The organism is Streptomyces sp. NPDC127108 (assembly GCF_042677545.1).
Lineage (GTDB): Bacteria > Actinomycetota > Actinomycetes > Streptomycetales > Streptomycetaceae > Streptomyces.
Window position 1 is genome coordinate 234513 of sequence record NZ_JBHXTE010000004.1, and the last position, 26339, is coordinate 260851.

Annotated in this window: 22 protein-coding genes and 2 pseudogenes; 13 read left to right on the forward strand and 11 right to left on the reverse strand. The window is 71.4% G+C overall.

The features are described 5' to 3' along the window. Positions 1 to 57 precede the first annotated feature (57 nt). The 3 genes from ACFVHO_RS05670 (at position 58) to ACFVHO_RS05680 (ending at position 5870) form a co-directional block, all read left to right on the forward strand. Positions 58 to 1497, forward strand: a complete 1440-nt coding sequence (locus tag ACFVHO_RS05670; protein WP_385710631.1) for a gamma-aminobutyraldehyde dehydrogenase — start codon at positions 58 to 60, stop codon at positions 1495 to 1497. A gap of 172 nt (positions 1498 to 1669) precedes the next feature. Next, positions 1670 to 4513: a hypothetical protein gene (locus tag ACFVHO_RS05675; RefSeq protein ID WP_385710536.1), complete on the forward strand. Its 2844-nt coding sequence runs from the start codon at positions 1670 to 1672 to the stop codon at positions 4511 to 4513. Between the two features lie 73 nt (positions 4514 to 4586). Continuing rightward, positions 4587 to 5870, forward strand: coding sequence for a spermidine/putrescine ABC transporter substrate-binding protein (locus ACFVHO_RS05680; protein WP_385710537.1), 1284 nt, complete (start codon positions 4587 to 4589; stop codon positions 5868 to 5870). An 86-nt stretch (positions 5871 to 5956) separates the two neighbouring features. Here ACFVHO_RS05680 and ACFVHO_RS05685 read toward each other — a convergent pair whose 3' ends face one another. Both ACFVHO_RS05685 and ACFVHO_RS05690 read right to left on the reverse strand, forming a co-directional pair. Beyond that, positions 5957 to 6367: a hypothetical protein gene (locus tag ACFVHO_RS05685; protein ID WP_385710538.1), complete on the reverse strand. Its 411-nt coding sequence runs from the start codon at positions 6365 to 6367 to the stop codon at positions 5957 to 5959. 161 nt (positions 6368 to 6528) lie between these two features. Further along, complete coding sequence (locus ACFVHO_RS05690) at positions 6529 to 7140, reverse strand: TetR/AcrR family transcriptional regulator (protein ID WP_385710539.1); 612 nt, start codon at positions 7138 to 7140, stop codon at positions 6529 to 6531. Between the two features lie 179 nt (positions 7141 to 7319). Between ACFVHO_RS05690 and ACFVHO_RS05695 the strand changes: the two genes are divergently transcribed. Then, positions 7320 to 8066, forward strand: coding sequence for an SDR family NAD(P)-dependent oxidoreductase (locus tag ACFVHO_RS05695; RefSeq protein WP_385710540.1), 747 nt, complete (start codon positions 7320 to 7322; stop codon positions 8064 to 8066). Between the two features lie 82 nt (positions 8067 to 8148). Here the strand turns inward: ACFVHO_RS05695 and ACFVHO_RS05700 are convergent, their stop codons facing one another. The 3 genes and pseudogenes from ACFVHO_RS05700 to ACFVHO_RS05710 form a co-directional block, all read right to left on the reverse strand. After that, positions 8149 to 9336, reverse strand: a complete 1188-nt coding sequence (locus ACFVHO_RS05700; protein WP_385710542.1) for a serine hydrolase domain-containing protein — start codon at positions 9334 to 9336, stop codon at positions 8149 to 8151. Positions 9337 to 9484: 148 nt separating this feature from the next. After that, complete coding sequence (locus ACFVHO_RS05705) at positions 9485 to 9799, reverse strand: winged helix-turn-helix transcriptional regulator (protein ID WP_385710633.1); 315 nt, start codon at positions 9797 to 9799, stop codon at positions 9485 to 9487. Continuing rightward, positions 9760 to 9858 (reverse strand): annotated as a pseudogene (locus ACFVHO_RS05710) (hypothetical protein); the annotation flags it as partial. The gene ACFVHO_RS05705 and the pseudogene ACFVHO_RS05710, both read right to left, overlap by 40 nt. Positions 9859 to 10060: 202 nt before the next feature. On the opposite strand from ACFVHO_RS05710, the gene ACFVHO_RS05715 reads away from it, so the two are divergent. Then, positions 10061 to 10693, forward strand: a complete 633-nt coding sequence (locus ACFVHO_RS05715) for an NADPH-dependent F420 reductase (protein WP_385710544.1) — start codon at positions 10061 to 10063, stop codon at positions 10691 to 10693. A 9-nt stretch (positions 10694 to 10702) separates the two neighbouring features. Here ACFVHO_RS05715 and ACFVHO_RS05720 read toward each other — a convergent pair whose 3' ends face one another. The 4 genes from ACFVHO_RS05720 to ACFVHO_RS05735 form a co-directional block, all read right to left on the reverse strand. Then, positions 10703 to 11470: an SAM-dependent methyltransferase gene (locus ACFVHO_RS05720; protein WP_385710635.1), complete on the reverse strand. Its 768-nt coding sequence runs from the start codon at positions 11468 to 11470 to the stop codon at positions 10703 to 10705. A gap of 101 nt (positions 11471 to 11571) precedes the next feature. Continuing rightward, the gene (locus tag ACFVHO_RS05725) at positions 11572 to 12297 is read right to left on the reverse strand and encodes a glycerophosphodiester phosphodiesterase (protein ID WP_385710546.1); all 726 of its coding nucleotides are present in this window, start codon (positions 12295 to 12297) and stop codon (positions 11572 to 11574) included. A 110-nt stretch (positions 12298 to 12407) separates the two neighbouring features. Next, positions 12408 to 13460, reverse strand: coding sequence for an adenosine deaminase (locus tag ACFVHO_RS05730; RefSeq protein WP_385710548.1), 1053 nt, complete (start codon positions 13458 to 13460; stop codon positions 12408 to 12410). 280 nt (positions 13461 to 13740) lie between these two features. Further along, positions 13741 to 14274 carry an NADAR family protein gene (locus ACFVHO_RS05735; RefSeq protein WP_385710550.1) on the reverse strand — a complete coding sequence of 178 codons (534 nt, stop codon included), beginning with the start codon at positions 14272 to 14274 and terminating at the stop codon, positions 13741 to 13743. 207 nt (positions 14275 to 14481) lie between these two features. Here ACFVHO_RS05735 and ACFVHO_RS05740 point away from each other — a divergent pair, with 207 nt between their 5' ends. The 8 genes and pseudogenes from ACFVHO_RS05740 to ACFVHO_RS05775 form a co-directional block, all read left to right on the forward strand. Continuing rightward, positions 14482 to 15987: a gamma-aminobutyraldehyde dehydrogenase gene (locus tag ACFVHO_RS05740; protein ID WP_385710552.1), complete on the forward strand. Its 1506-nt coding sequence runs from the start codon at positions 14482 to 14484 to the stop codon at positions 15985 to 15987. Positions 15988 to 16059: 72 nt separating this feature from the next. Then, the gene (locus tag ACFVHO_RS05745; RefSeq protein WP_385710553.1) at positions 16060 to 17301 is read left to right on the forward strand and encodes a spermidine/putrescine ABC transporter substrate-binding protein; all 1242 of its coding nucleotides are present in this window, start codon (positions 16060 to 16062) and stop codon (positions 17299 to 17301) included. Positions 17302 to 17335: 34 nt separating this feature from the next. Next, the gene (locus tag ACFVHO_RS05750; protein ID WP_385710555.1) at positions 17336 to 18499 is read left to right on the forward strand and encodes an ABC transporter ATP-binding protein; all 1164 of its coding nucleotides are present in this window, start codon (positions 17336 to 17338) and stop codon (positions 18497 to 18499) included. Beyond that, a complete protein-coding gene (locus ACFVHO_RS05755) occupies positions 18496 to 19422 on the forward strand; it encodes an ABC transporter permease (RefSeq protein WP_385710557.1) in 927 nt (308 codons plus the stop codon). The genes ACFVHO_RS05750 and ACFVHO_RS05755 overlap by 4 nt, the downstream gene beginning before the upstream one ends. Continuing rightward, positions 19422 to 20243, forward strand: coding sequence for an ABC transporter permease (locus tag ACFVHO_RS05760; RefSeq protein ID WP_385710559.1), 822 nt, complete (start codon positions 19422 to 19424; stop codon positions 20241 to 20243). The genes ACFVHO_RS05755 and ACFVHO_RS05760 overlap by 1 nt, the downstream gene beginning before the upstream one ends. A gap of 37 nt (positions 20244 to 20280) precedes the next feature. Continuing rightward, entirely contained in the window at positions 20281 to 21732 is a 1452-nt protein-coding gene (locus ACFVHO_RS05765) for an NAD(P)/FAD-dependent oxidoreductase (protein ID WP_385710561.1), read from the forward strand. A gap of 142 nt (positions 21733 to 21874) precedes the next feature. Then, positions 21875 to 22504 carry a hypothetical protein gene (locus ACFVHO_RS05770; protein WP_385710563.1) on the forward strand — a complete coding sequence of 210 codons (630 nt, stop codon included), beginning with the start codon at positions 21875 to 21877 and terminating at the stop codon, positions 22502 to 22504. 349 nt (positions 22505 to 22853) lie between these two features. After that, a pseudogene (locus ACFVHO_RS05775) lies at positions 22854 to 23870 on the forward strand (chitinase); the annotation flags it as partial. A gap of 40 nt (positions 23871 to 23910) precedes the next feature. Here ACFVHO_RS05775 and ACFVHO_RS05780 read toward each other — a convergent pair. Then, complete coding sequence (locus tag ACFVHO_RS05780) at positions 23911 to 24477, reverse strand: phosphatase PAP2 family protein (RefSeq protein ID WP_385710565.1); 567 nt, start codon at positions 24475 to 24477, stop codon at positions 23911 to 23913. 486 nt (positions 24478 to 24963) lie between these two features. Beyond that, positions 24964 to 26298: a 4-aminobutyrate--2-oxoglutarate transaminase gene (gabT, locus tag ACFVHO_RS05785; protein WP_385710567.1), complete on the reverse strand. Its 1335-nt coding sequence runs from the start codon at positions 26296 to 26298 to the stop codon at positions 24964 to 24966. Positions 26299 to 26339: the final 41 nt, after the last annotated feature.

Consider the following 26339-nt stretch of genomic DNA (forward strand, 5'->3'; position numbering starts at 1 on the left):
AGCGTCGGTGGAAGGACTAGGGTGGGTGTCTCATCCACTGGACAGGAGGGCTTGGCAGTGACCACCGAGCTGCGCCGTCTGCGCAACTACATCAACGGCGAATTCCGGGACGCGGCCGACGGGCGGACCACCGAGGTGATCAACCCGGCGACCGGCGAGGCGTACGCGGTGGCACCGCTGTCGGCTCAGGCCGACGTCGACGCCGCCATGAAGGCCGCCGCCGACGCCTTCCCCGCCTGGCGCGACCTGGTGCCCGCCGAGCGGCAGAAGGCCCTGCTGAAGATCGCCGACGCGTTCGAGGAGCGCGCCGAGGAGCTGATCGCGGCCGAGGTGGAGAACACGGGCAAGCCGATCGGACTCACGCGGTCCGAGGAGATCCCGCCCATGGTCGACCAGATCCGCTTCTTCGCGGGCGCCGCCCGGATGCTCGAAGGGCGCGCCGCCGGCGAGTACATGGAGGGTCTGACCTCCATCATCCGGCGCGAGCCGATCGGTGTCTGCGCGCAGGTCGCGCCGTGGAACTACCCCATGATGATGGGCGTGTGGAAGTTCGCCCCGGCGCTCGCCGCGGGCAACACCGTCGTCCTCAAGCCGTCCGACACGACCCCCGCGTCGACGGTCCTGATGGCCGAGATCATCGGCTCCATCGTGCCGCCCGGCGTCTTCAACGTCATCTGCGGCGACCGTGACACGGGCCGCGCCATGGTCGAGCACAGGACCCCCGCCATGGCCTCCATCACCGGCTCCGTGCGCGCCGGTATGCAGGTCGCCGAGTCCGCCTCCAAGGACCTCAAGCGGGTCCACCTGGAGCTCGGCGGCAAGGCGCCCGTCGTGGTCTTCGAGGACACCGACATCGCCAAGGCCGTCGAGGACATCTCGGTCGCGGGCTTCTTCAACGCGGGCCAGGACTGTACGGCCGCGACCCGCGTGCTCGTCCACGAGTCCATCCACGACGACTTCGTGACCGCCCTCGCCAAGGCCGCCGCCGACACCAAGACCGGCCAGCCGGACGACGAGGACGTGCTCTACGGCCCGCTGAACAACGCCAACCAGCTGAAGCAGGTCACCGGCTTCATCGAGCGGCTGCCCGCGCACGCCAAGGTCGAGGCTGGCGGCCAGCGGGTCGGCGAGAAGGGCTACTTCTTCGCGCCGACCGTCGTCTCCGGCCTCAAGCAGGACGACGAGATCATCCAGAACGAGGTCTTCGGCCCCGTCATCACCGTCCAGTCCTTCACGGACGAGGCCCAGGCGGTCAGTTACGCGAACGGCGTCGACTACGCCCTCGCCTCCTCGGTGTGGACCAAGGACCACGCCCGCGCGATGCGCCTGTCCAAGGCCCTCGACTTCGGCTGCGTGTGGATCAACACCCACATCCCGCTGGTCGCGGAGATGCCGCACGGCGGCTTCAAGAAGTCCGGCTACGGCAAGGACCTCTCGGCATACGGCTTCGACGACTACACGCGCATCAAGCACGTGATGACGTCCATCGAAGGCTGAGTGCTCCGGCGGGGCGCCTAATTCGGATGCCCTGATCACCGCCCCCGCGTACCGTTGCGTACGCGGGGGCGGCTCCCGTTGTGTGCTTCCTTCTTCCCTCTTCTGCAAAAAGATCCGTAGCGCACACACTCTCCGCCCCCGCCTTCTTCTTGTACGACGGGGGTGTGACCTGATGACGACGACCGACGATCTCGCGGGGCTGCTGCTGCGCCGCCGCCAGAGCGTGTACGTTCCCTCCGGCGCCGGGCGGTCCGCGGAGACCGACGCCGCCGTGGTCGTCCTCGAAGCCGAACTCGCCGACCGCGGACACCTGTTGACCGTCCCGCTGCGCCGGGCGCTCGCGGCCCTGCCCGCCGCCGAACTCTCCACGACCGGCATGCGGCTGCTCGCGGACGTCGACGCCCTGATGGGCTCCGACCGCCACCACGCCCCGCTGTTCGCACGGTTCCCCGAGGAGATCCCCTACCAGCACGCGTACGACCGTTTCACCTCCGTCGTCGTCGCCCACCTCGCCGCCCAGCCGCACCAGCCCTGCATGAACTGCGCGGGCACCAAGGCACGCGTGCGCGCGCTCGCGCCCTGCGCGCACCTCGTGTGCGACGACTGCCGCCGCGTGATGGAGGACTGGGGCTGCTGCGACGACTGCTGCGTCTGGTACGCCTGCCCGGTCTGCGAGAAGCGCTACGAGACGGACGGGCCCACCGACCCCTGGATCGACACCGGGGCCGAGCACCGCGGCGACGGCGGCGACATCCTGCGCGCCCTGCGCCTCGGCGCGCCCGACGACGCGGCGGCGGAACTCGCGGCGCTGCTCGCCCGTCGCACCCCCCTGAACCCGCAGGACCACGACGACTTGGTGCTCCTGCTCGCGCGGGCCCACGCGGGTGACCGGGCGGCCGGTGAATTCGGCCGGGGCAAGCCGGGCGGTCTTGTGTGGCTGCCGGACGAGATACCCCTGCGGGAGAGCAAGGCCCTCGCCCTCGCGCCGCTCCTGGACGACCCGGCCACGCGGCCGCTCGTCGCCCGGTACGCGAACACCGCCACCGACGTGCTGCGGCTGCTCGTCGTCCGGTCCGGCGGCGATCCCGACCTGCTCGAACTGCCCCGGCTTCGGCGGGTGTCCCGGCCGGTGCGGCGTGAACTCCTCGGCCTGCTCGGCACGTTCGGGCTCGACAGCCTCTGCGAGGACTTCGCCCGGTACCCCGGCGCCTGGAAGCGCGTCGGGGAGATCCTGCACCCCTTCGAGGGGGCCGAGCGGCACCCCCGTGTCGCGCTCGCCTTCGCCGTCCTGCGCGGCACGCGGCTCGACGACCCGGCGCTCACCGAGGTGCTGCTCACCGAGGCCGCCCGTCACGACGACATCCGCCTCGACGGCGACCGACTGCGCCACACCGGGTGGCAGGGCCGCGTCGAGGCGGCGCTCGCCCGCTGGGACGTCGTGGCCGCCACCGCGCTGCTGCGTGCCCGGCCCGGCGAGCTGCTGCGCCGACTCGACGTGCTCCTGTCCCGCTCGGGCGAGTCGACTCTGCCGGAGGTGGTCGGGGAGGCGCTGGTGCACGCTCTGCCGCGGGTGGGTGTGGGGCCGTTGCTCGGGGCGTACGGGCGGATGAAGGTGCGCGGGGCGCCCGGGGAGCGGCGTGTCTTCTTTCCGCGTGGGCGGGTGACCAAGGCCTACGCGGTCGACGATCACCGGCCGCCGCTGCCTTCGCGGGTGGCGTCTCGGGCCGCGGAGCTCATTGAGGCGGAGGCTGTGCGGCGGCTGCGGGTGGGGCCCTGCCGGGGGCTCCCCGATCCCGCCCCTTCCCGCGGCATCGATCAGCGGCTCCGCCGCGGGCAGGGGCTGCCGCCCCTGGACCCCGCTGATCGGCGCTCCGCGCCTCGTCCTCAAACGCCGGACGGGCTGAAAATGCGGCGCACCGGCGAGGGCGGCGTCCCGAACGGCCCGGACGGGCTGCAATCCCGCCGCACCGAAAAGGGTGGCGTGCCGTACGACATCGCCGTGCTCGACGCCTCCCTCGTCGATCTGCCCGTGCCGTTCGCCGAGCGTGCCTCCGCCGCTTCGCTCGTCTCCGTGCCGCGCGGCAGTTCGCTGCCCATGCCCGGGGACAGTGAGCACGTCCGGCTCTTCCTGCACTGGACGCAGCCCAAGGGGGTGCGGGTCGACCTCGATCTGTCCGTCGCGCTGTACGACGACGCGTGGCGGTTCGTCGGGCTGTGCGACTACACGCAGTTGGAGTACGCGGGTGGCGCCGCGTTGCACTCGGGCGACCTGACGTCGGCGCCCGCCCCGCACGGTGCCACCGAGTACCTCGACCTGGACCTGCCGCGGCTCGCCAAGGCGGGGGTGCGGTTCGTCGTGCCCGCCGTCCTGTCGTACAACGACGTGCCGTTCGATCAACTGCCGGACGCCTTCGCGGGGTTCATGGCCGTGTCGGGGGAGCGGAAGGAGCGTGCCGTCTACGACCCGCGTACCGTCCGGCAGCGCTTCGACCTCGCGGGTGATGCCGCGCTGCGCGTACCGATGATCGTGGACCTGCGCTCGCGCCGTGCGTGGTGGGCCGACCTGACGCTCGCCACGGGCGAGGGCAACCACAGTGTCTGGCGCTACAGCGCGGTGCTCGGCCGCGCCGGCCACGACCTGCTCGACACCTTCGAGCCCGGCGGCCGTGCCACGCTCTGGGACCTTGCGTGCTGGACGGCGGCGGCCCGCACCGACGGCGACGTGCTCGTGCGCGGGCGCGGGCACGTCCTGTGGGGGTACCGCCGGGAGCCGGACGAGCCGCGCGCCGACTTCGCCGTGCGCATCCGGGACGCGTGGGAGCCCGATGTGCTGTGCGCGGAACCGGAGTTGGCGGACCGTCACGCGCTGGTCGCCCTCGTGCACGGCGACCTCCCCGGGGCGGAGCGCGCCGCGTCCGGCACGGTGTACCGGCTCTTCCCCGGGCCGCTCGACGAGGCACCGCTGACGCGGGTGACGGCGTCGGACCTGGCGGGGTGGCTGGCGCCGGACGGCTGAGGGCCCGGGCCGCACCCCGGTGCGGCCCGACAGCATGTCGTCCCACGCCACCCCCACCCCGACGCACCGTCCATTGCCCGGCCCCCGCGCCCCCGTGCATGCTGCCGAGGTGCGAGCGAACCCGAGAGCATTGCGAGCGAACCCCGAAGGCCCCGCCTCCACCCGCGTCGGCGGGGGCGGTGTGTCCCGCCGGGCCCTGCTGCGCGCCCTCGGCGGCGGGGCCACGGCCGCCGGGGTGGCCGCGCTCGCCACCGGCTGCGGGGTTCCGGCCGCGTACATTGCGCCCGACGAGCGCGGCGCCGCCGACCGCTCGCGCACGGAGCGGAAGGTGACCTTCGCCAACTGGCCGCTCTACATCGACACCGACGACGAGGACAAGTCGAAGCGCCCCACCCTGGACGCCTTCGAGAAGCGCACCGGGATCGACGTGCGCTACACGGAGGAGATCAACGACAACGACGAGTTCTTCGGCAAGATCAGCCCGTCCCTGATGAACCACCAGGAGACCGGCCGCGACCTCATCGTCATCAGCGACTGGATGTGCGCCCGCTTCGTGCGCCTCGGCTGGGTGCAGGAGATGGACCGGGCCCGGCAGCCGAACGTCACCGAGCACCTCGACCCGCTGCTGCGCTCGCCCGGCTTCGACCGGGGCCGCAAGTTCACGGTGCCGTGGCAGTCGGGGATCACCGGCATCGCGTACAACAAGAAGCGGCTCGGCCGGGAGATCCGGCACGTGTCGGACCTGTGGGCGGGCGACCTCAAGGGCCGCGTCACCCTGCTGTCCGGCCTCGACGAGGCCTTCGGGCTGCTGATGCAGGGCGACGGCGTCGACATCACCCGGTGGACGGCGGACGACTTCCACCGCATGTGCGACCGGGTCGAGAAGCTCGTCGACAGCCACCACATCCGCCGCTTCACCGGCAACGACTACATCAAGGACCTCGCCGGCGGCGACGTCCTCGCCTGCCAGGCCTACAGCGGCGACGTCATCCAGCTCCAGGCCGACGACCCCGACATCGAGTTCGTCGTCCCGGAGGAGGGCGCCGAGCTGTGGGCCGAGTCCCTGATGATCCCCAACCTCGCCCGCCACAAGGCCAACGCGGAGCGCCTGATCGACCACTACTACGAGCCCGAGGTCGCCGCCGAGCTCGCCGCCTGGGTCAACTACGTCTGCCCCGTGCCCGCGGCCCGCGACATCCTCGCCTCGTCCAAGGACAAGGAAGTCGCGGCGCTCGCCGAGGACCCGCTGATCTTCCCGGACGACGCGATGCGCAAGCGGCTCGTGATCGCACGGGACATCACCTCGGGGGAGCGCACCGAGTTCGCGAAGCGGTGGAACTCCCTGGCGGGGCTGTAGGACGGACCCGCCCCGGCATCAGGCCGGACCCGCCCCGGCATCAGACGGATCCGCCCCGGCGCCAGGACGCATCCGGCCCTCCCGCGTCACCCGAGCGAGTTCCTGCCGCAACTGCCGTGCGCGGTGCCGAGGATCCGCGAAGCCTGCTTCCCGTCGACCTTCAGTTCCCGCCTGGTCTTCTTGACCTGGTCGACGAGGGCCTGCCCATGGGCGGCGCAGAGCGCGCTGCCGTGGGCCACGAGCACGTCGTCGCTGATGCGGTCCAGGTCCGGGTAGTGCTCCCGGATCGTCTTGAGGTAGAACGCGGCCGACAGCTCCGTGAGGCCGCGCGCTCCGTCGGGGGACGCCGACGGGCCCCTGGACGGGGTGGCCGAGGCGGACGCGGTGGTCGGTGTCGCCGAGGCGCTCGCCTCGCGGTCCCCGGACGAGCCGCATGCCGAGGCGCCGAGAGCGGCGAGTGTGAGACAGGCGGCGAGCAGGGGCAGACGCTTGTGCATGAATCTCCTGGTACAGAGGTGAACCGAGGGATTCTCCCCCATACCCGGCACCGGCTCTCCATCGGCCCCGCACCGGCCCCCGCCTCAGCCTCGGCCCCCGCCCCGACCTCGGCCCCCATCTCAACCTCGGCCTCGGCCGAAGGCGCCGTGCCTGACGTCGGTCAGCGCGCCGGAGCGGCCACCACGTCCCACGCCGCCATCGCCCGGTCCACCGTCTTGTCCAGGTCGGCGCCGCTCGCCCCGTCGCGGGCCTGGACCGACATGCCCTGGATGACCGTGGTGTAGAACGCGGCCATGGCCTCGGTGTCCGTACCGGCGGGGAGTTCACCTTCCCGCACGCCCCGGTCCAGACGGCGGGCCATCATCTCCGCGCTCGCCTTCCGCCAGTACGCCAGGTGCTCCTGCACGGGGGCGTTCGCAGCCGAGCAGTTGGTGGCGGCGAGCACGATCATGCAGCCGCTGGGGTTGGCGGCGTCGGTGTAGACGCGGGCGTTGTCGCGCAGCACGGCCTCCACCGCCGCCCGCGCCGTGGGCAGTTCGGTCAGCGCCCGGGCCATCGCGGCGCCCTCCGTGGCGTTGTACAGCGTGACCGACTCCCGGAACAGCGCCTCCTTGGAGCCGAAGGCCGCGTAGAGGCTGGGCGAGGCGATGCCCATCGCGGAGGTGAGGTCCGTCATCGACGTGGCCTCGTACCCCTGCCTCCAGAACACCTCCATGGCCCGGCGCAGCGCCGTCTCGCGATCGAACGCCCGGGGTCGTCCGCGTCCCGCCAAGGCTGTCGCCTCCCTCGTCGCTGTCGCCGCCGTCGCCGTCGTCGAATTTCTGTAGTGACTGACAAATATAGGCCTTGACGTGCTGCTGTGCCCGTGTGAAAGTTTCTGTGTCGATCGGCACAGAAATATGGTCCGGGTCGGCACACCTACACGTACAAGATCGAGACTTGGGGTCGGGGATGACTGAGCTGCTGGGCAAGGCCGCGCTGGTGACGGGTGGCAGCCGGGGGATCGGGGCGGCGATCGTGCGGCGTCTCGCGCGGGACGGGGCCGATGTGGCGTTCACCTATGTGAGCCCGGCCGGGAAGGCGAAGGCCGAGGCCGTCGTCGCCGATGTGGAGGCGGCGGGGCGGCGGGCCGTGGCCATCCAGGCCGACGCGGCGGACGCGGACGCCGTGCGGGGGGCCGTGGAGCGGGCGGCGCGGGAGCTGGGCCGCCTGGACATCCTGGTCAACAACGCGGGCGTGTACCCGTACGGGCCGTTCGAGGACGTCGCCCTGGAGGAGCTCGACCGCACCCTCGCGATCCACGCCCGCGCCGCCTTCGTCGCCGGGCAGGCCGCTGTCGCCCATCTGCCGCGGGGCGGACGCATCGTGAGCATCGGCACCAACCTCGTGCACCGGGTGCCCTTCGGCGGCATCGTCCTGTATTCGATGAGCAAGTCCGCCCTCAGCGGCTTCACCAAGGCCCTCGCCCGTGAGCTCGGCCCCCGCGGCATCACCGTCAACGCCGTGCACCCCGGCTCGACGGACACGGACATGAATCCGGCCGACGGGCAGAGCGCCGACTTCCAGCGCGGCATGTCCGCCCTCGGCCACTACTCGGAAGCCGACGACATCGCGGCGACGGTGGCCCACCTGGTGGGCCCGGGCGGGCGCACCGTCACGGGCGCGGAGCTCACGGTGGACGGCGGGATGAACGCGTAGGTCCGGCGCGGGCGGGGGGTCGGCTGCGCGCGGGCGGGAGGTCGGCCGCAGGCGGGAGGCTGGCCGCGGGCGGGCGGAGAGGTCAGCCGCGGGCGGGCTTGAGCGCCGCCTTGATGATGCGCTCGGCGACCGGATTCATGTCCTGGCCCTTGGCGTCGGTGGAGTTGACCGAGTAGACGAGGACGGTGTCCAGGTCCCGGGTGGCGGCGACGATCGAGTTGTAGCCGTGCCGCCCCCCGGTCTTCAGCCAGACGACCCGCCCGTCGGGTGCCTCGTACCGCATCAGGCCCGCGCTCATCGTGGCGCCCTTGATGTCCGAAGGCACCGTGAACATCTCCTCCAGCTGCGGCTTCGGCACGATCCTGCCGCGGAACAGGGCGACGGTCAGCCGCTCCAGGTCGGCCGTCGTGGAGATCATGTCCCCGCCCGCCATCCGGTCCCGCTGGTTCCACTCGGTGACGTCGACCAGGCGCGTCCCGCCGCCGGGCTCCCGCACGGCCTGGTAGCCGCGGTTGTGCGGGCCGTGGATGCGCGGGTCCGTGCCGGGGAAGGAGGAGTGCCGCATGCCCGCGGGCCTGAGGACGCGCCGGGTGGCCTCGCGCTCGTACGAGTGCCCCGTGACCTTCTCGACGAGCAGCCCGAGAAGCGTGTAGTTGATGCCCAGGTACTCCTGCTTGACCCCCGGGTCGTGTGCGGGCCCCTTCGCGATCGAGGTGACGGCGACCTCCTGCGGCGTGAGCGTCTCGAAGCGGTTCGCGTACAGCTCCTCGAACGTCTTGCCCAGCGAGCGCCCCGGCTGCAACCCGCTGCTGTGGTTGAGGAGTTGGCGTACGGAGATGGGCTTGCGGAAGGCGTCGGCGTTCGGGGCGAAGAGGTCCGGCAGATAGCGCTGCACGGGCGCGTTCAGGTCGACTCTGCCCTCGGCGGCGAGCTGCAGCACCACGGCCGCCGTCACCACCTTCGTGGTCGACCCGGCCCGGAACCTCCCCTCGGGGTCGGCCTCCCGCCCCGACTTCAGGTCCCGCACCCCCGAACTCCCGTGCCACGACGTCTTCTTCCCCCGCACCCGCACCAGCGCGGCCGTCGCGTCGGCGTCGGGCAGCCCGGCGATGGCCGCACGCAGCGCCTCGCCGTCGGGCTCCGAGCGCGAGTCCGCGGCGACGGCGGCGGGCGCCGGGCCGCCCCTCGCGAGGGCGGGCGCCGCGGTGGCCGTGAGACCGAGAACGACGGCGGTGGCGATCGTGACGGCAAGACCGGAACGTACACGCATGAGCTGCTCCAGGTGAGTGGCTGCGGGATCCCTCTCATCCTGTGCGGCGTGCGGGCGGGGCGGATCGTCACTGGGGAGGGGTGGCGACCCTGAGGTTGGGCCGGGGTCAACTCGGGTGTGCGTGAGGGTAGTTGTCAGGGTGATCCCCTCAGGGGCCCTCGGTTCTCTCCTGGGCCGCGAGGACCTCGTCGCCGTGCTCGTGGGCCCAGGCGCCGAACGTCTCGATGGGGGCGAGGAGGGTGCGGCCGAGGGCGGTGAGCGCGTACTCGACGCGGGGCGGGGACTCGGCGTAGGCGTGGCGGGTCAGGAGGCCGTTGTGCTCCAGGCGGCGGAGGGTCTCCGTGAGGATCTTGGGGCTGATGCCGCCGATGCGGTCGCGGAGTTCGCGTGGGCGCAGGGGGCCGTGGCGCAGGGCCCAGAGCGTCACCGCGTTCCAGGTGTTGGCGAGCAGGTCGAAGGCCAGGCGCGCCCGGCAGTCGGCGAGGAGGTCGGTCGGTTCGTGGGGCGGGTCGTAGGGCGCGTCGTGGGGTGGGTGGTGGGGTGTGTCGTGGGGCGCGCGGTGGGGTGTGCTGTGAGGCTTCATCCTTCGCATGGTGCCCGAGGTGTCGTGGGGCGGTGCGGCGGGGCCGAGACTTACCGAATGGTGCCCGAGCGGCTTCCTACTGTCGTTCTCGTGCCGGTCACCGGGCCGGGACACGAGGACGGACGAGGGAGGGCGACGCGTATGCGGATGGGGATTCTCGGGGCCGGGAACATGGCCGAGGCGCTGGGTGCGCAGTGGGTGCGCGCCGGGCACGAGGTGTTCGTCGGCGGTCGTGACGAGGGCCGGGCGGCCGCGCTCGCCGGGCGCATCGGCGCCGCGGGCCACGGCTCATTGCGGGCCGCCGTCGAGTTCGGGGACGGCGCCGTGCTGCACGCGCTGCCGTACGCGGCCGGGGCCGACGTCGCCGCCGGGCTCGCCGACGCCCTGCGCGGCCGGGTCCTGATCGACTGCGGCAACCCCGTGGGCGACGGCTTCGCGCTGCTCACGCAGGGCGCGGAGTCCGCCGCCGAACGGCTGGCCGCCGCCGCGCCCGGGGCCCGCGTGGTGAAGGCGTTCAACCTGTGCCACGACAGCGTGTGGCGCCTCGCGCCGCCCGTGTTCGACGGGCGGCGCCTCGCGGTGCCGGTGTGCGGTGACGACGAGGACGCGCTTGCCGTCGTACGCGCACTGGTGCGGGACATCGGCTGCGTGCCCTACGACGCGGGCAGCCTCGGGCGGGCCGGGCTCGTGGAGGCGACCGCCGCGCTCCTGATCGGCCTCTGGGTCGGCGAGGGCGTGGACGCGCAGGCCATCGTGCCGCCGGACAGGCCCTAGCCTCCGGCGCTACGGTTTGCGGCCCACCGCGCCGAGTTGCGGCACCGGTTCCGCCTCCGGGAAGCGCCAGCGCGCGCACGAGTCGACGCCCGGGTCGAGGAGGTCGAGGCCCGCCATGAACGACAGGAACTCCGCGCGGGTGCGGCCCGTGATCGGCGGCGTCGCGTTGGCGTTCCAGAAGTCCATGGCCGGCTGGTTGTCCGCGCCGCCGACGTCGGCGTCCAGCGTGGGGTGGGTCAGGACCAGGTAACTGCCGGACGGCACCGCGTCCATGAGGGTCCGTACGATCCCGCGGGCCACCTCCGTGTCGGGGATGAAGTTGAGGATGCCGAGCAGCATCACGGCGACGGGCCGCTCGAAGTCGAGGGTCTCGGCGGCGGCCCGCAGGATGCGCTCCGTGTCCCGGGCGTCCGCGTCGATGTACGCGGTCGCGCCCTCGGGGGAGCTGGTGAGCAGGGCGCTCGCATGGGTCAGGACGATCGGGTCGTTGTCCACGTACACGATGCGGGCGTCCGGTGCGAGGCGCTGGGCGACCTCGTGGGTGTTGTCGCCCGTCGGCAGGCCCGTGCCGATGTCGAGGAGCTGGCGGATGCCCGCGTCGCCCACGAGATGCGCCACCGCGCGGCCGAGGAACGCCCGGTCCGCGCGGGCCACTTCGCCGATTCCGGGGAACATCTCGACGACCTGCTCGCCCACCGCGCGGTCCACCGAGTAGTTGTCCTTGCCGCCCAGCCAGTAGTTCCAGACGCGGGCGTTGTGGGCCATGTCGGTGCGGATGCGGCCGGTGGTGTCCGCGTGTTCTGGGTGTTCCGGGCGTTCTGTGTGCCCCGGGTGATCCGGGTTCTCCGTGCTCGATAAGTTCGCTGCGGGCTCTGCGCTCACTCGTGAGGTTCCTTCCCCGTCTCCTGGCGATGCCGCCGGGGCCCTCGGGACAGCTCGGCGGCGAGTGCGTCCACGCGGTTGGTGGTGATGGAGTCCACCCCGTGGGAGATGAGCTTACGCATGGAACGCCTGGTGTCGGGAGTCCACGCGGAGATCAGCAGTCCACTCGCGTGCACATGGTCGACCAGGTCCGAACTCACCAGTCCGAAGCGGTAGTTGAGCCAGCGAGGCGTGATCGCGGCGAGCACGGCGGGCCGGGGCGGGGCGAGCGACTTCCAGGTGAGGGCGATCTCCGCGGCCGGGTCCGCGGCCCGCACCGCGAGCATCGCGTCGGGGCCCGCGCAGTAGTACGCCCGGTCGGCGGCACCGCAGTCGCCGATGACGCCGACGACGGCCCGCGCCGACTCAGGGGTCGCGCCGGGCAGGTCGACGAGGACGCGGTGGCCGTCCGTCTCCTTCAGGGCCTCTTCGAGGGTGGGCACGCCCCCGCCGGTCAGCCCCCGCACCTCGTCGGCGGACAGCGCGGCCAGCGGCCGGTCGTGCTCCCAGAGGCGCAGGAGGTCCGCGTCGTGCAGCAGGACGGGTACGCCGTCGCGGGTCAGGCGGACGTCGATCTCCACGGCGTCCGCGCCCCGTTCGAGCGCGGAGCGCAGGGAGGGGAGGGTGTTCTCGCGGACGCGGTAGGGGTCGCCCCGGTGGGCCACGGCAGTCACGGTGCGCATGACTCCCATTGTGGCGGGGGACGGGCCCCGGGGCTTGTCGGCCCCGGGGCCCGTCCGTGCGTTGCGCGGTCCCGCGATCCGGTTCCCGCGATCCTGCGTTCCCGCCTGCGTCAGGAGGCGAGCCAGTTCTCCGTGTACGCGTCGATCTCGGCGGCGATCCTGTCCTTGCCCGCCCGGTCCAGGAACGACGCCTCGACGCCGTTCTTCGCGAGGTCGGCGATGCCGCGCTCGTCGAGGCCGAGGAGGCGGGCGGCGACGGCGTACTCGTTGTTGAGGTCGGTGCCGAACATCGGCGGGTCGTCGGAGTTGATCGTGACGATGACGCCCGCGTCCACGAACTGCTTGAGCGGGTGCTCGTCGAGGGTGGTGACGGCGCGCGTGGCGATGTTCGAGGTCGGGCAGACCTCCAGCGGGACGCGGTGCTCGGCCAGGTGCGCGAGGAGCTTCTGGTCCTTGGCGGAGCTGGTGCCGTGTCCGATGCGCTCGGCGCGCAGGTGCGTGAGCGCGTCCCAGACGGTCTCGGGGCCCGTGGTCTCGCCCGCGTGCGGCACCGAGTGCAGGCCGGCGGCGATGGCGCGGTCGAAGTACGGCTTGAACTGCGGGCGCGGTACGCCGATCTCGGGGCCGCCGAGGCCGAAGGAGACCAGGCCCTCGGGGCGGATGCCGTCGGTGGTGGCGAGCCGCACCGTCTCCTCCGCCGACTCCAGGCCCGCCTCGCCCGGGATGTCGAAGCACCAGCGCAGGACGACGCCGAGCTCGGCCTCGGCGGTCTTGCGGGCGTCCTCGATGGCGGCCATGAAGGCGCGCTCGTCGATGCCGCGACGGGTGGAGGAGAAGGGGGTGATGGTCAGCTCGGCGTACCGCACGTTCTGCCGGGACAGCTCGCGGGCCACCTCGAAGGTGAGGAGCTGGACGTCGTCGGGGGTGCGGATCAGGTCGACGACGGACAGGTACACCTGGATGAAGTGGGCGAAGTCCGTGAACGTGAAGTAGTCCGCGAGGGCCTCGATGTCGGTCGGCACCTTCGAGTCGGGGTGCCGGGCGGCGAGGGCGGAGACGATCCGGGGGGAGGCGGAGCCCACGTGGTGGACGTGCAGTTCGGCCTTGGGCAGTCCGGCGATGAAGGCGGTGGCCTGCGCGGCGGAGATGTGCTGGTCGGTCATGGGTTCCTCCCCGGGAACACGGTGTGATCGGCTGATCGGCTGACCCCCGCGGGGGTCGGGATCATCGTAGGACGCGGGTCCTGGCCGGAATCGAGCGGCCACCGAAGCCGGGCCACGGGCACGACTGGGCGGCCACCGAAGGCGACGCCGCACGGCCACCGAGGGCGGGCCACGGGCACGACCGGGCGGCCACCGAAGGCGACGCCGCACGGCCACCGAAGCCGGGCCACGGGCACGACCGGGCGGCCACAGCCACCGCTTCCCGGCCGAGACGGAACCGCTACCGCAGCCGCTCCCGCGCCTCCATCAGCGCGAGCCCCAGCAGATTCAGCCCCCGCCACTGGGCCGGATCCCCGATCCGCGGATCGTCGGCGGCGAGCCCCACACCCCACACCCGGTCCACCGGGCTCGCCTCGACAAGGACCCGCTCCCCGGTGCCGAGGAGATACGCCCGCAGCGCGTCGTCCGACGAGAACTTCCGCACCGACCCCTCGACCACGATCCCGAAGCGCTCCCGCTCCCAGACCTGGTCGTCGAACCCCCGCACAAGGCGCCCGGCCCGCTTGGCCTCGGCGGGCGTCCGGGCGGACAGCGCCGCCCGCTCGGCGTCGGCGTCGCCGAAGAGGCGGGCCTTCGCGGCCATCATCCAGTGCTCCGCCGTCGCGTACTCCACGCCGTCGGCCGTGAACGGCGAGGGCCACCACTGGCTGAAACAGCTTGCCCCCAGCGTGCCGTCCCGGCGTGGGGCGTGCCCCCAGAAGTACAGGTACTTGACCCTGTCCCTCCCCGTGTCCTCCCCCGTGGAATCCCTCATGCACGCCACTCTGGCAGGCACCACTGACATTCCGTCCCACAATTTCCAGGCCGACTCGACATCTGGTCGACAGATTCCGTCGCGTAACCAAAAGGCAACAACGGAATCGCTTGCTGGACCCTCGACCCCCTGTCAGGATCGGCACTCAAATCGATCTGGAACTACGCCGACCCTCTCGGGACGGGGCGGCCGGCGGAGGAGAGCGTCATGCACACATTCCAGGCGCGGGACCGTTTCGCGGACGGCGCCCAGTACATCGCGGGACGCCTCACCCAGGGCACCTCAGGACGCACCCACGCGGTCGTCGATCCGGCCACGGGCGAGGAGGTCCTCACCTACGAGCTGGCTGGCCCCAAGGACGTGGACACCGCCGTCGCCGCGGCCGCGGGCGCGTACGACGGCTGGGCGGCCGCGAGCCCCGGTGAGCGCTCCGACGCCATGCACCGCTTCGCCGCGGAGCTGTCCGCGCGGGCCGAGGAACTCGCCCAGGCCGAGTCCCTGCAGTGCGGCAAGCCGATCAAGCTGAGCCGTGAGTTCGACGTGCCGGGGACCATCGACAACACAGCGTTCTTCGCGGGCGCCGCCCGGCACCTGGCGGGCCAGTCGGCGGGGGAGTACGACGGCGGCGACCACACCTCGTACGTCCGCCGCGAACCGATCGGCGTCGTCGGCTCCATCGCGCCCTGGAACTATCCACTCCAGATGGCCGCCTGGAAGGTCCTGCCGGCCATCGCCGCGGGCAACACCATCGTCCTGAAGCCGTCCGAGCTGACCCCCTTCACGTCCCTGCTGTTCGCCGAGGCCGCGACCGCCGCCGGGATCCCCGACGGCGTCGTCAACATCGTCAGCGGCGCGGGCCAGGAGGCGGGCGAGCACCTGGTCGGCCACCCCGACGTCGTCATGACGTCCTTCACCGGCTCGACCGGCGTCGGCAAGCGCGTCGCGGAGGTCGCCACCGCCACCGTCAAGCGGCTCCACCTGGAACTCGGCGGCAAGGCGCCCTTCGTGGTCTTCGACGACGCCGACCTGGAGGCCGCCGTGCACGGGGCCGTCGCGGGCGCCCTCATCAACAGCGGCCAGGACTGCACGGCCGCCACGCGCGCGTACGTGCAGCGGCCGCTGTACGACGCCTTCGTGGCGGGCGTCGCCGACCTGATGGCGACCGTGCGCCTCGGTGACCCCTTCGACCCGGCCACCGACCTCGGCCCGCTCATCTCGCACACGCACCGTGACCGCGTCGCCGCCTTCGTCGACCGGGCCCGCTCCTACGCGCGCGTGGTGACGGGAGGCGAGGCGCCCGACCACCCCGGGGCGTACTACAAGCCCACCCTCATCGCCGACGCCGCCCAGGACAGCGAGGCCGTGCAGGCGGAGATCTTCGGCCCGGTGCTCGTCGTGCTGCCCTTCGACTCCGACGCCGACGGCCTCCGGCTCGCCAACGACACCCCCTACGGGCTCGCCGCCTCCGCCTGGACCCGGGACGTCTTCCGCGCGGGCCGCGCCACCCGCGAGATCAAGGCGGGCTGCGTGTGGGTCAACGACCACATCCCGATCCTCAGCGAGATGCCCCACGGCGGCTACAAGGCGTCCGGCTACGGCAAGGACATGTCCGCCTACTCCTTCGAGGAGTACACGCAGATCAAGCACGTCATGTTCGACAACACCGCGGTGGCCAGGAAGGACTGGCACCGCACGATCTTCGGGGACCGATAGCCGCACGCGGGGACGGGCGCCGCGCGACCGGGCGGCGCCCGCCCGCTCACCTCCCGAAAGGGCAGCAAGCGCATGGAGCACTACGAGCCCGACCATCTGTCCCCGGCCCAGCTCGCCGCAGCACAGCGCGCCCTGCGCGGCGGTTCCGCGATCGGCCGCCGTTCGGTGCTGCGCGCCTCCGCGGGCGGGGTGCTCGCCGCGGGCGGGCTCGGCGCCCTGAGTGCCTGCGGCATCCCCGCGGCCGGCAAGGGCGAGGGCGGCATCGCCGCGGACGACCGCTCGGACAAGGAGAAGCGCGTCAACTTCTCCAACTGGACCGAGTACATGGACGTCGACAAGGACGAGCGGCGCCCGACGCTCGACGCGTTCACGAAACGCACCGGCATCAAGGTCAAGTACACCGAGGACATCAACGACAACAACGAGTTCTTCGGGAAGATCAAACCGCAGCTCGCCGCAGGACAGGACACCGGGCGCGACCTGATCTGCGTCACGGACTGGCTCGCCGCCCGCCTCATCCGCTTCGGCTGGGTGCAGAAGCTCGACCCGGCCCAGCTGCCGCACGCCTACGCCAACCTGTCCCCCCAGTTCCGCTCGCCCGACTGGGACCCCGGGCGCGCCTACTCGTACCCCTGGACCGGCATCTCCACGGTCATCGCGTACAACAAGAAGGCGACCGACGGGGAGAAGATCACGTCGGTGTCGCAGCTGATGGACGATCCCAAGCTGAAGGGGCGGGTGGGGTTCCTGTCCGAGATGCGTGACTCCATGGGCATGGTGCTCCTCGACCTCGGCAAGGACCCGGCGAAGTTCACCGACGACGACTTCGACGCGGCCGTCGCGCGGCTGCAGAAGGCCGTGGACAAGAAGCAGATCCGCCGCTTCACCGGCAACGACTACACCGCCGACCTCGACAAGGGCGACCTCGCCGCGTGCGTGGCCTGGGCCGGGGACGTCGTCCAGCTCAAACTGTCCAACCCCGACATCGAGTTCGCGATCCCGGACAGCGGCTACCTGACCTCGACGGACAACCTCCTGGTCCCCAACAAGGCGCGTCACAAGCGCAACGCCGAACGGCTCATCGACTACTACTACGAGCCGGGGCCCGCGGCCCGCCTCGCCGCCTACATCAACTACGTGTGCCCCGTGGACGGCGTCCGCGACGAGCTCGCGAAGATCGACCCCAAGGCCGCGGCGAACCCGCTGATCATCCCCGACAAGGCCATGGCGGCGAAGTCGCACGCCTTCCGTTCGCTCACGCCCAAGGAAGAGGCCGCGTACGAGGGGAAGTTCGCGAAGCTCACCGGTTCTTGACGTACACCTCATCCACATTCCTCGGGACGCCAACATGACGACTGCCAAAGAACCCAAAGAGCACAGCGGCGACGTACGCCTCAGCGGTATCAGCAAGACCTACGGCTCCTTCACCGCCGTGCACCCGCTCGACCTGACCGTGCCTCAGGGCTCCTTCTTCGCGCTGCTCGGCGCCTCCGGCTGCGGCAAGACCACCACCCTGCGCATGATCGCGGGCCTGGAGGAGCCCAGCAGCGGCACCGTCCGCCTCGGCGAGCAGGACGTCACCGCGCTGCCGCCCTACAAGCGGCCCGTGAACACGGTCTTCCAGTCGTACGCCCTCTTCCCGCACCTCGACATCTTCGAGAACGTCGCCTTCGGCCTGCGCCGACGCGGCATCAAGTCGGTGAAGAAGCAGGTCGGCGAGATGCTCGACCTGGTCCAGCTCGGCGAGCAGGCCCGCAAGAAGCCGCACCAGCTCTCCGGCGGCCAGCAGCAGCGCGTCGCCGTCGCCCGCGCCCTCATCAACCACCCCAAGGTGCTGCTCCTCGACGAGCCCCTCGGCGCCCTCGACCTGAAGCTGCGCCGCCAGATGCAGCTCGAACTCAAGCGCATCCAGACCGAGGTCGGCATCACCTTCGTGCACGTCACGCACGACCAGGAGGAGGCCATGACGATGGCCGACACCGTCGCCGTGATGAACGGCGGCCGCGTCGAGCAGCAGGGCGCCCCCGCCGACCTGTACGAGAACCCGCGCACCACCTTCGTCGCCAACTTCCTCGGCACGTCCAACTTCATCGAGGCCGAGGTGGCCGAGGTCAGCGGCGACGACGTGTTCCTCAAGGCGGGCGGCGGGAAGCTGACGCTGCCCAAGGCACGATGTACGGCGTCCGCCACCACCGGCGGCACGGTCCTGGTGGGCGTACGCCCGGAGAAGATCTCGCTCGCGCACGCCGACGACGCGGGCACGGTCCCCGACGGCCGCAACCGCATCACCGGTCGCATCGCCGACTCCAGCTTCATCGGCGTCTCCACGCAGTACGTCGTCGACAGCCCCGTCTGCGACGCCTTCGAGGTGTACGCGCAGAACATCGAGCGCGACACCCGGCTCGTCCCGGGCGCCGAGGTCGTCCTGCACTGGAACCCGGCGCACACCTTCGGCCTCGACGCCGACCAGGATGCCGAGGCGGGCGTCGAAAAGGTCGAGGAGGACGCGTGACGACCCTCATCAAGGCCGCGCCACCCGAGGCCGACGAGCCCCCGGCGAAGCCGCCCCGCAAGCGCGGCCGCCTCGTCCCCTACTGGCTGCTGCTTCCCGGCATCCTCTGGCTGCTCGTGTTCTTCGCGCTGCCGCTGATCTACCAGGCGTCGACGTCCGTGCAGACCGGTTCCCTCGAAGAGGGCTACAAGGTCACCTGGCACTTCGCCACCTACTGGGACGCGCTCGGCGACTACTGGCCGCAGTTCCTGCGCTCGGTGATCTACGCGGGCGCCGCGACGATCCTGTGCCTGCTGCTCGGCTACCCGCTGGCGTACCTCATCGCGTTCCGCGCGGGCCGCTGGCGCAATCTGATCCTCGTCCTGGTGATAGCGCCGTTCTTCACCAGCTTCCTGATCCGCACGCTGGCGTGGAAGACGATCCTCGCCGACGGCGGCCCGGTCGTCGGCGCCCTGAACAACCTGCACCTCCTCGACATCACCAACTGGCTCGGCGCCACCGACGGCGACCGCGTCCTCGCCACCCCGCTCGCGGTGGTCTGCGGCCTCACGTACAACTTCCTGCCGTTCATGATCCTGCCGCTCTACACCTCCCTCGAGCGCATCGACGGCAGGCTGCACGAGGCCGCGGGCGACCTCTACGCCCGGCCCTCCACCACCTTCCGCAAGGTGACGTTCCCGCTGTCCATGCCGGGCGTCGTCTCCGGCACCCTGCTCACCTTCATCCCGGCGGCGGGCGACTACGTGAACGCCGACCTGCTCGGGTCCACCGACACCCGCATGGTCGGCAACGTCATCCAGACGCAGTTCCTGCGCATTCTGGATTACCCGACGGCCGCCGCGCTCTCCTTCATCCTGATGGCCGCGATCCTGTTCATGGTCACGTTCTACATCCGCAAGTCGGGGACGGAGGATCTCGTCTGATGGCCGCGCTCTCCCCGATCTCGAAATTCTTCCGCTGGCTGCGCCGCAATCTCGTCGTCATCGCCGGACTCATCACGCTCGGCTATCTGCTGCTGCCCAATGTCGTCGTCACGGTCTTCTCCTTCAACAAGCCGAAGGGCCGCTTCAATTACTCCTGGCAGGAGTTCTCGACGGACGCCTGGAAGGACCCCTGCGGCGTCGCCGACATGTGCGGTTCGCTCTCGCTGAGCCTGCAGATCGCCTTCTGGGCGACGCTCGGCGCGACCGTGCTCGGCACGATGATCGCCTTCGCGCTCGTGCGCTACCGCTTCCGCGCGCGCGGCGCCGTGAACTCGCTGATCTTCCTGCCCATGGCGATGCCCGAGGTCGTCATGGCCGCCTCGCTGCTCACGCTGTTCCTCAACATGGGCGCCCAGCTGGGCTTCTGGACCGTCCTCATCGCGCACATCATGTTCTGTCTGAGCTTCGTCGTGACGGCCGTGAAGGCGCGCGTGATGTCCATGGACCCGCGTCTGGAACAGGCCGCGCAGGACCTCTACGCCGGGCCCGTGCAGACGTTCCTGCGCGTCACCCTGCCGATCGCCGCGCCCGGCATCGCCGCGGGCGCGCTGCTCGCCTTCGCGCTCTCCTTCGACGACTTCATCATCACGAACTTCAACGCCGGATCGACTGTGACCTTCCCCATGTTCGTCTGGGGATCCGCGCAGCGGGGCACGCCCGTTCAGATCAATGTCATCGGCACGGCGATGTTCCTGATTGCCGTTCTCCTCGTGGTGGCAGGAATGCTCGTCGGAAAGCGCCGCGCCAAGAAATCCCTGTAAGAGCGTAAGAGTAAGAGCCCTGAAGGAGTTGGAAATCATGGCCCCAAGCGCCATGCTGCCCACTTTTGGGGGCAGCGCCCCCAAACCCCACGGCTGGACCACGTCCCTCTCCGAGGCCAAGCCGGTCTCGTTCTGGCTGGACGACCCCGAGAAGCCCGACCCCGAACCCGCCCTCGTCGGCGACGAGCGCTGCGACCTGCTCGTCGTCGGCGGCGGCTACAGCGGCCTGTGGACGGCCCTGATCGCCAAGGAGCGCGACCCCGGCCGTGACGTCGTCCTCGTCGAGGGCCGCGAGATCGGCTGGGCCGCCTCCGGCCGCAACGGCGGCTTCTGCGCCGCCTCCCTCACCCACGGCCTCTCCAACGGCCTCGCCCGCTGGCCGCGGGAGATCGCGAAGCTGGAGGAGCTCGGCGCCCGCAACCTCGACGAGATCGAGGCCGCCGTCGCCCGCTACGCCATCGACTGCGACTTCGAGCGCACCGGCGAGATCGACGTCGCCACCCAGCCCCACCAGCTCGCCGAACTGCACGAGATGTACGAGGAGATGGACGCTCTCGGCCTCGCGGGCGGCGCCGAGCTGCTCGACGCGGACGAGCTGCGCAAGCAGGTCGACTCGCCCACCTTCCTCGGCGGCCTCTACGACCGCGACGGCGTCGCCATGCTGCACCCGGCGAAGCTCGCCTGGGGCCTCAAGCGCGCCTGCCGTGACCTCGGCGTGCGGATCTACGAGCACACCCCGGCCCTCGACCTCGCCTCACCCGGCGCGGGCATGGCGATCCGCACGCCCTACGGCCGGGTCTACGCCCGCCAGGTCGCCCTCGGCACGAACGTCTTCCCGTCCCTGGTCAAGCGCGTCCGGTCGTACACGGTGCCGGTGTACGACTACGCCCTGATGACCGAGCCCCTGAGCGCGGACCAGCTCGCCGCGATCGGCTGGCAGAACCGCCAGGGCCTCGGCGACGCCGCCAACCAGTTCCACTACTTCCGGCTCTCCGCCGACAACCGCATCCTGTGGGGCGGGTACGACGCCATCTACCCGTACGGCGGCAAGGTGCGCGCCGAGTACGACCATCGCCCCGAGACGTACGCGAAGCTCGCGGGCCACTTCTTCACCTGCTTCCCGCAGCTGGAGGGGGTGCGCTTCACACACGCGTGGGGCGGCGCGATCGACACGTGCTCGCGCTTCTCGGCGTTCTTCGGCACGGCGTACGGGGAGCGGGTCGCGTACGCCGCCGGGTACACCGGACTCGGCGTCGGGGCCACGCGGTTCGGCGCCGAGGTGATGCTCGACCTGCTCGCGGGCGAGCGCACGGAGCGCACGCGCCTGGAGATGGTCCGCTCCAAGCCGCTGCCGTTCCCGCCGGAGCCGTTCGCCTGGACCGGCGTGGCGCTGACCAAGTGGTCCCTGGCCCGGGCCGACGAGAACGGCGGGCGCCGCAATGTGTGGCTGCGCGCGATGGACAAGATGGGACTCGGCTTCGACAGCTGACCCGGACGTCCACCGGCGTACGCCGCTCCGCCCCGTGACGCGCTTCACTACCACTCAGTAGCGGAAGCCGCGTAATGATCGCCCCCGAGGCCGCTCTCCCTCGTGACACGCGTATGCGTGACCGACGAGAGGAAGGTTCGCCATGACGGGATCGGGCAGTAAATCGGCGGTCGAGTGGCTGGTGTCGGTGGCGCCGGATCCGGACGCCTGCCGCTGGGAGTGGGAACGCAACCCCCTGGGGGTCGTCCTGCTCCCGGCCGGCCGCCTCTGGGACGTGCTCATCCTGCCCGGCGACCTGGGCTACCCCACCCTCGACGTGCTGGCGCGGGTCGTGGACCAGCCGGGACCCGTGCTCGCCGACTTCGGCGACGCCCGCATGGGCTTCTTCGTGCCCCCGGGCACGGTCGCGCGCTGGCTGGGCACGGGGGTGCGGGGCGCGGGGCGCGGCACCTGGATCGTCGTGCCCTACCCAGGCAGGTCCACCGGCGGGGTGCGCTGGCTGATCCCACCGGACGGCTCCGGGACGCTGGTCGATCCGGCGCTGCTCGAACTGGCGATGCACGAGGCGGCGGCGTCGCTGGCGCGGGCGGAGCGGGTCGCTGAGGGGGGCGGGGCGGCAGGGGGCGCCGAGGGCGGCCGGGACGGCGAGGCCGACGAGGACGTCGAGGGCCGCAGGGGCGGTGAGGACGTCGAGGGCCGCGGAGTCAACGAGTCCGACGAGGTCATCGAGGTCATCGAGGTCAACGAGTCCGACGGGGACGGCGAGAGGTGAGCGGCACACCGCCCCGGTAGTCGCCGGACCCTCGCTGCTCAGCACCGCTGGACACCCCCTGCGTACGGCAGGGGCGGTGCTGCCCGAAGCCTTGACAACGGCATTGGTCTGGACCATCTTGAGCGCGTCCTGCTCTCCAATCCCCCCACCCCCGGAGGCAGTTGTGGACCGCTCACGCTTCCGCACACCCCTGCGCAGATCCGGACTCCTCACCGCGGCCGCCGCACTCGCGCTCGCGGCGTCAGGCCTGCTCGCCGCACCGAGCACGGCGGACTCGGCGTCCCCGGCGGATACGACGCCCCCGACGAAGTCGGCGCGCGCAGAAGCCAAGGCCTCGCCCACCGGCACCAGGGCCCTCCCCGCCCACGCCCTCGTCGGCTATCTGCACACCAGCTTCGCCAACGGCTCGGGCTACACGCGCCTCGCGGACACCCCCGCCAGCTGGGACATCATCGACCTGGCCTTCGGCGAGCCCACGTCCGCCACGTCCGGCGACATCCGCTTCGGCCTCTGCCCGAAGACGGAGTGCCCGAACGTCGAGACGAAGGACGAGTTCAAGGCGGCCATCAAGGCCAAGCAGGCCCAGGGCAAGAAGGTCCAGATCTCCATCGGCGGCCAGAACGGCCAGGTGCAGCTGACCACCACCCAGGCCAGGGACAAGTTCGTCTCGTCCGTCTCCGCGATCATCGACGAGTACGGCCTCGACGGCCTGGACATCGACTTCGAGGGCCACTCGCTCTCGCTCAACGCCAACGACACGGACTTCAAGAACCCCACGACCCCGGTGATCGTGAACCTGATCTCGGCGGTGAAGACCCTGAAGGCGAAGTACGGCCCCGGCTTCACCCTCACCATGGCCCCGGAGACATTCTTCGTGCAGCTGGGCTACCAGCACTACGGCCCCGGCCAGTGGGGCGCCGACCCGCGCGCGGGCGCCTACCTCCCGGTCATCCACGCCCTGCGCGACGACCTCACCCTGCTGCACGTCCAGGACTACAACTCGGGCCCGATCATGGGCCTCGACAACCAGTACCACCAGATGGGCGGCGCGGACTTCCACATCGCCATGACCGACATGCTCCTCACCGGCTTCCCGGTCAAGGGCAACACCGCCAACGTCTTCCCGCCACTGCCCCCCGAGAAGATAGCCATAGGCATGCCCGCCTCGGTCAACGCGGGCAACGGCCACGTCTCCACCACCGAGGTCAACAAGGCCCTGGACTGCCTGACCAAGAACACCAACTGCGGCTCCTACCGCCCTCACGGCAAGTGGCCCGCCCTGCGCGGCCTGATGACCTGGTCCATCAACTGGGACCGCTTCAACAACTGGGAGTTCTCGAAGAACTTCGACAGCTACTTCGGGTGAGGTCCGGCTGGGCCGGTCGCGTCGGCTGCGCCGGAGGGCATCAGTCCGCGGCCGACCCCCGACCGTACCGTGCCGTGCTCGTCACCATCACAAGGAGCAGGATTCCGCTCAGGCACCAGCTGGCGAGGACGTCGATCGGCCAGTGGTAGCCCCTGTGGACCAGGCCGTAGCCGACGCCGAGGTTCAGGAGGGTGCAGGTGAGGAGGAGGGTGCGGCGGGTGCGGGGGTGGGTGAGGTGGGGGAGCAGGAGGAGGGTGGCGGCGCCGTAGGCGACGGCGGCTGTGGCGGTGTGGCCCGAGGGGTAGTAGCCGCTGCCTTCCATGCCGGGAGGGCCGGTGCGGTTGACGGCCAGTTTCAGGGGGACCACGAGGAGGGGGACCGCCATCATCGTGAGGACGGCGGTGAGGGGCGGTGACCACCAGAGGACGGCGCCGGTTCGGTGGGTCCGCCAGGCGGTGTACGCGGCGACGAGGGCGAGGACCGGCACGGCGACCGTCATGTTGCCCAGATCCGCGAGGAGTTCGGCGAGCCCTTGGGGCGGCGGTCCGTCGGCGAGGGCGCGGCCGACGCGCTCGTCGAGGCGGCGCAGCGGGCCGTCAGCGGCCACCTGCCAGGTGAACAGCGCGAAGAGGAGGCCGAGTGCGAGGCCGAGGAGGAGACAAGTGGTCGGCCGCCCCGGAACAGGGGGGGTAGTTCCGAGGCGGCCGAGCTGACCGGGCTGCCGCACGCCCCGGGGGGTTTGGGGCGGGCGGCCATCCGATCGGTGAGGAGTTCCGGAGCCATAGGCTCCAGGTGTGCGCGCGAAGGCACGCCCAGGGCGGGGCTGGGGAGGCTCCGACCCGGTGTCGCCCGCGGTTTCCCGTGGGCGGGGTGTTTCTCTCATCTGCGGAAACCGTACGTCAGGAGGAAGAGGGCCAACAGGCGGAACGGTATCCCGACATGGGGCTCCCACACGTTCTTCACAGGCCCTGACCGTCACTCCTGGCCACAGCTCCCACACGGTGTGAGGTCGGCACATGTCAGGGGTGGTTCCGCGCCGTCCGGAGCCGGATCCGGGGCCGGGTACGTCACCGACGTACCCGGCCGAAACGGATCAGATCTCGGCGAACGCCGCCTCGATGATGTCCATGCCCTCGGACAGGAGCTCGTCGCCGATCACCAGCGGCGGCAGGAAGCGCAGCACGTTGCCGTAGGTGCCGCAGGTCAGGACCAGCAGGCCCTGGGCGTGGCAGGCCTTGGCGAGCGCGCCGGCCGCCTCGGGGTTCGGCTCCTTGGTCGCGCGGTCCTTGACCAGCTCGATCGCGATCATGGCGCCGCGGCCGCGGATGTCGCCGACGACGTCGTACTTCTCCGCGATCGCGGTCAGCCGGGCCTTCATGGTGGACTCGATCTTCTTCGCCTTGGCGTTGAGGTCGAGCTCCTTCATCGTCTCGATGGCGCCGAGCGCGGCGGCGCAGGCCACCGGGTTGCCGCCGTAGGTGCCGCCGAGGCCGCCCGCGTGCGCGGCGTCCATGATCTCGGCGCGGCCGGTGACGGCGGCGAGCGGCAGGCCGCCCGCGATGCCCTTGGCCGTCGTGATCAGGTCCGGGACGACGCCCTCGTGCTCGCAGGCGAACCACTGGCCGGTGCGGCAGAAGCCCGACTGGATCTCGTCCGCCACGAACACGATGCCGTTGTCGGTGGCGAACTTGCTGATCGCGGGCAGGAAGCCGGCCGCCGGCTCGATGAAGCCGCCCTCGCCGAGCACCGGCTCGATGATGATCGCGGCGACGTTCTCCGCGCCGACCTGCTTGGAGATCTGGTCGATGGCCTGGGCGGCGGCCTCGGGACCCGCGTTCTCAGGCCCGGTCGGCCAGCGGTAGCCGTAGGCCACCGGGACGCGGTAGACCTCGGGCGCGAACGGGCCGAAGCCGTTCTTGTACGGCATGTTCTTCGCCGTCAGCGCCATCGTGAGGTTGGTACGGCCGTGGTAGCCGTGGTCGAAGACGACGACGGCCTGGCGCTTGGTGTACGCGCGGGCGATCTTGACGGCGTTCTCGACGGCCTCGGCGCCCGAGTTGAACAGGGCGGACTTCTTGGCGTGGTCACCCGGCGTCAGCTCGGCCAGGGCCTCGGCCACGGCCACGTAGCTCTCGTACGGCGTGACCATGAAACAGGTGTGGGTGAAGTCCTGCAGCTGGGCGGAGGCGCGGCGTACGACGGCCTCGGCGGAGGCGCCGACGCTCGTCACGGCGATGCCGGAACCGAAGTCGATCAGCCGGTTGCCGTCGACGTCCTCGATGATGCCGCCGCCGGCGCGCGCCGCGAAGACGGGCAGCACGGAGCCCACGCCGCCCGCGACCGCGGCGGTACGGCGGGCCTGCAGCTCCTGGGACTTCGGCCCGGGGATGGCGGTGACGACGCGGCGCTCCTGGGGAAGGTCGGTCATGAGGGCTCCTGGGGGTGGGTCGTGCGGACGCGTGCGACGCG

Coding starts and splice junctions, on each gene's coding strand:
- ACFVHO_RS05675 (WP_385710536.1), top strand. CDS start 1,670: ATGACGACGACCGACGATCTCGCGGGGCTGCTGCTGCGCCGCCGCCAG.
- ACFVHO_RS05685 (WP_385710538.1), bottom strand. CDS start 6,367: ATGCACAAGCGTCTGCCCCTGCTCGCCGCCTGTCTCACACTCGCCGCT.
- ACFVHO_RS05760 (WP_385710559.1), top strand. CDS start 19,422: ATGGCCGCGCTCTCCCCGATCTCGAAATTCTTCCGCTGGCTGCGCCGC.
- gabT (WP_385710567.1), bottom strand. CDS start 26,298: ATGACCGACCTTCCCCAGGAGCGCCGCGTCGTCACCGCCATCCCCGGG.
- ACFVHO_RS05735 (WP_385710550.1), bottom strand. CDS start 14,274: ATGAGGGATTCCACGGGGGAGGACACGGGGAGGGACAGGGTCAAGTAC.
- ACFVHO_RS05745 (WP_385710553.1), top strand. CDS start 16,060: ATGGAGCACTACGAGCCCGACCATCTGTCCCCGGCCCAGCTCGCCGCA.
- ACFVHO_RS05770 (WP_385710563.1), top strand. CDS start 21,875: ATGACGGGATCGGGCAGTAAATCGGCGGTCGAGTGGCTGGTGTCGGTG.
- ACFVHO_RS05750 (WP_385710555.1), top strand. CDS start 17,336: ATGACGACTGCCAAAGAACCCAAAGAGCACAGCGGCGACGTACGCCTC.
- ACFVHO_RS05725 (WP_385710546.1), bottom strand. CDS start 12,297: ATGCGCACCGTGACTGCCGTGGCCCACCGGGGCGACCCCTACCGCGTC.
- ACFVHO_RS05730 (WP_385710548.1), bottom strand. CDS start 13,460: ATGACCGACCAGCACATCTCCGCCGCGCAGGCCACCGCCTTCATCGCC.
- ACFVHO_RS05700 (WP_385710542.1), bottom strand. CDS start 9,336: ATGCGTGTACGTTCCGGTCTTGCCGTCACGATCGCCACCGCCGTCGTT.
- ACFVHO_RS05765 (WP_385710561.1), top strand. CDS start 20,281: ATGGCCCCAAGCGCCATGCTGCCCACTTTTGGGGGCAGCGCCCCCAAA.
- ACFVHO_RS05740 (WP_385710552.1), top strand. CDS start 14,482: ATGCACACATTCCAGGCGCGGGACCGTTTCGCGGACGGCGCCCAGTAC.
- ACFVHO_RS05715 (WP_385710544.1), top strand. CDS start 10,061: ATGCGGATGGGGATTCTCGGGGCCGGGAACATGGCCGAGGCGCTGGGT.
- ACFVHO_RS05695 (WP_385710540.1), top strand. CDS start 7,320: ATGACTGAGCTGCTGGGCAAGGCCGCGCTGGTGACGGGTGGCAGCCGG.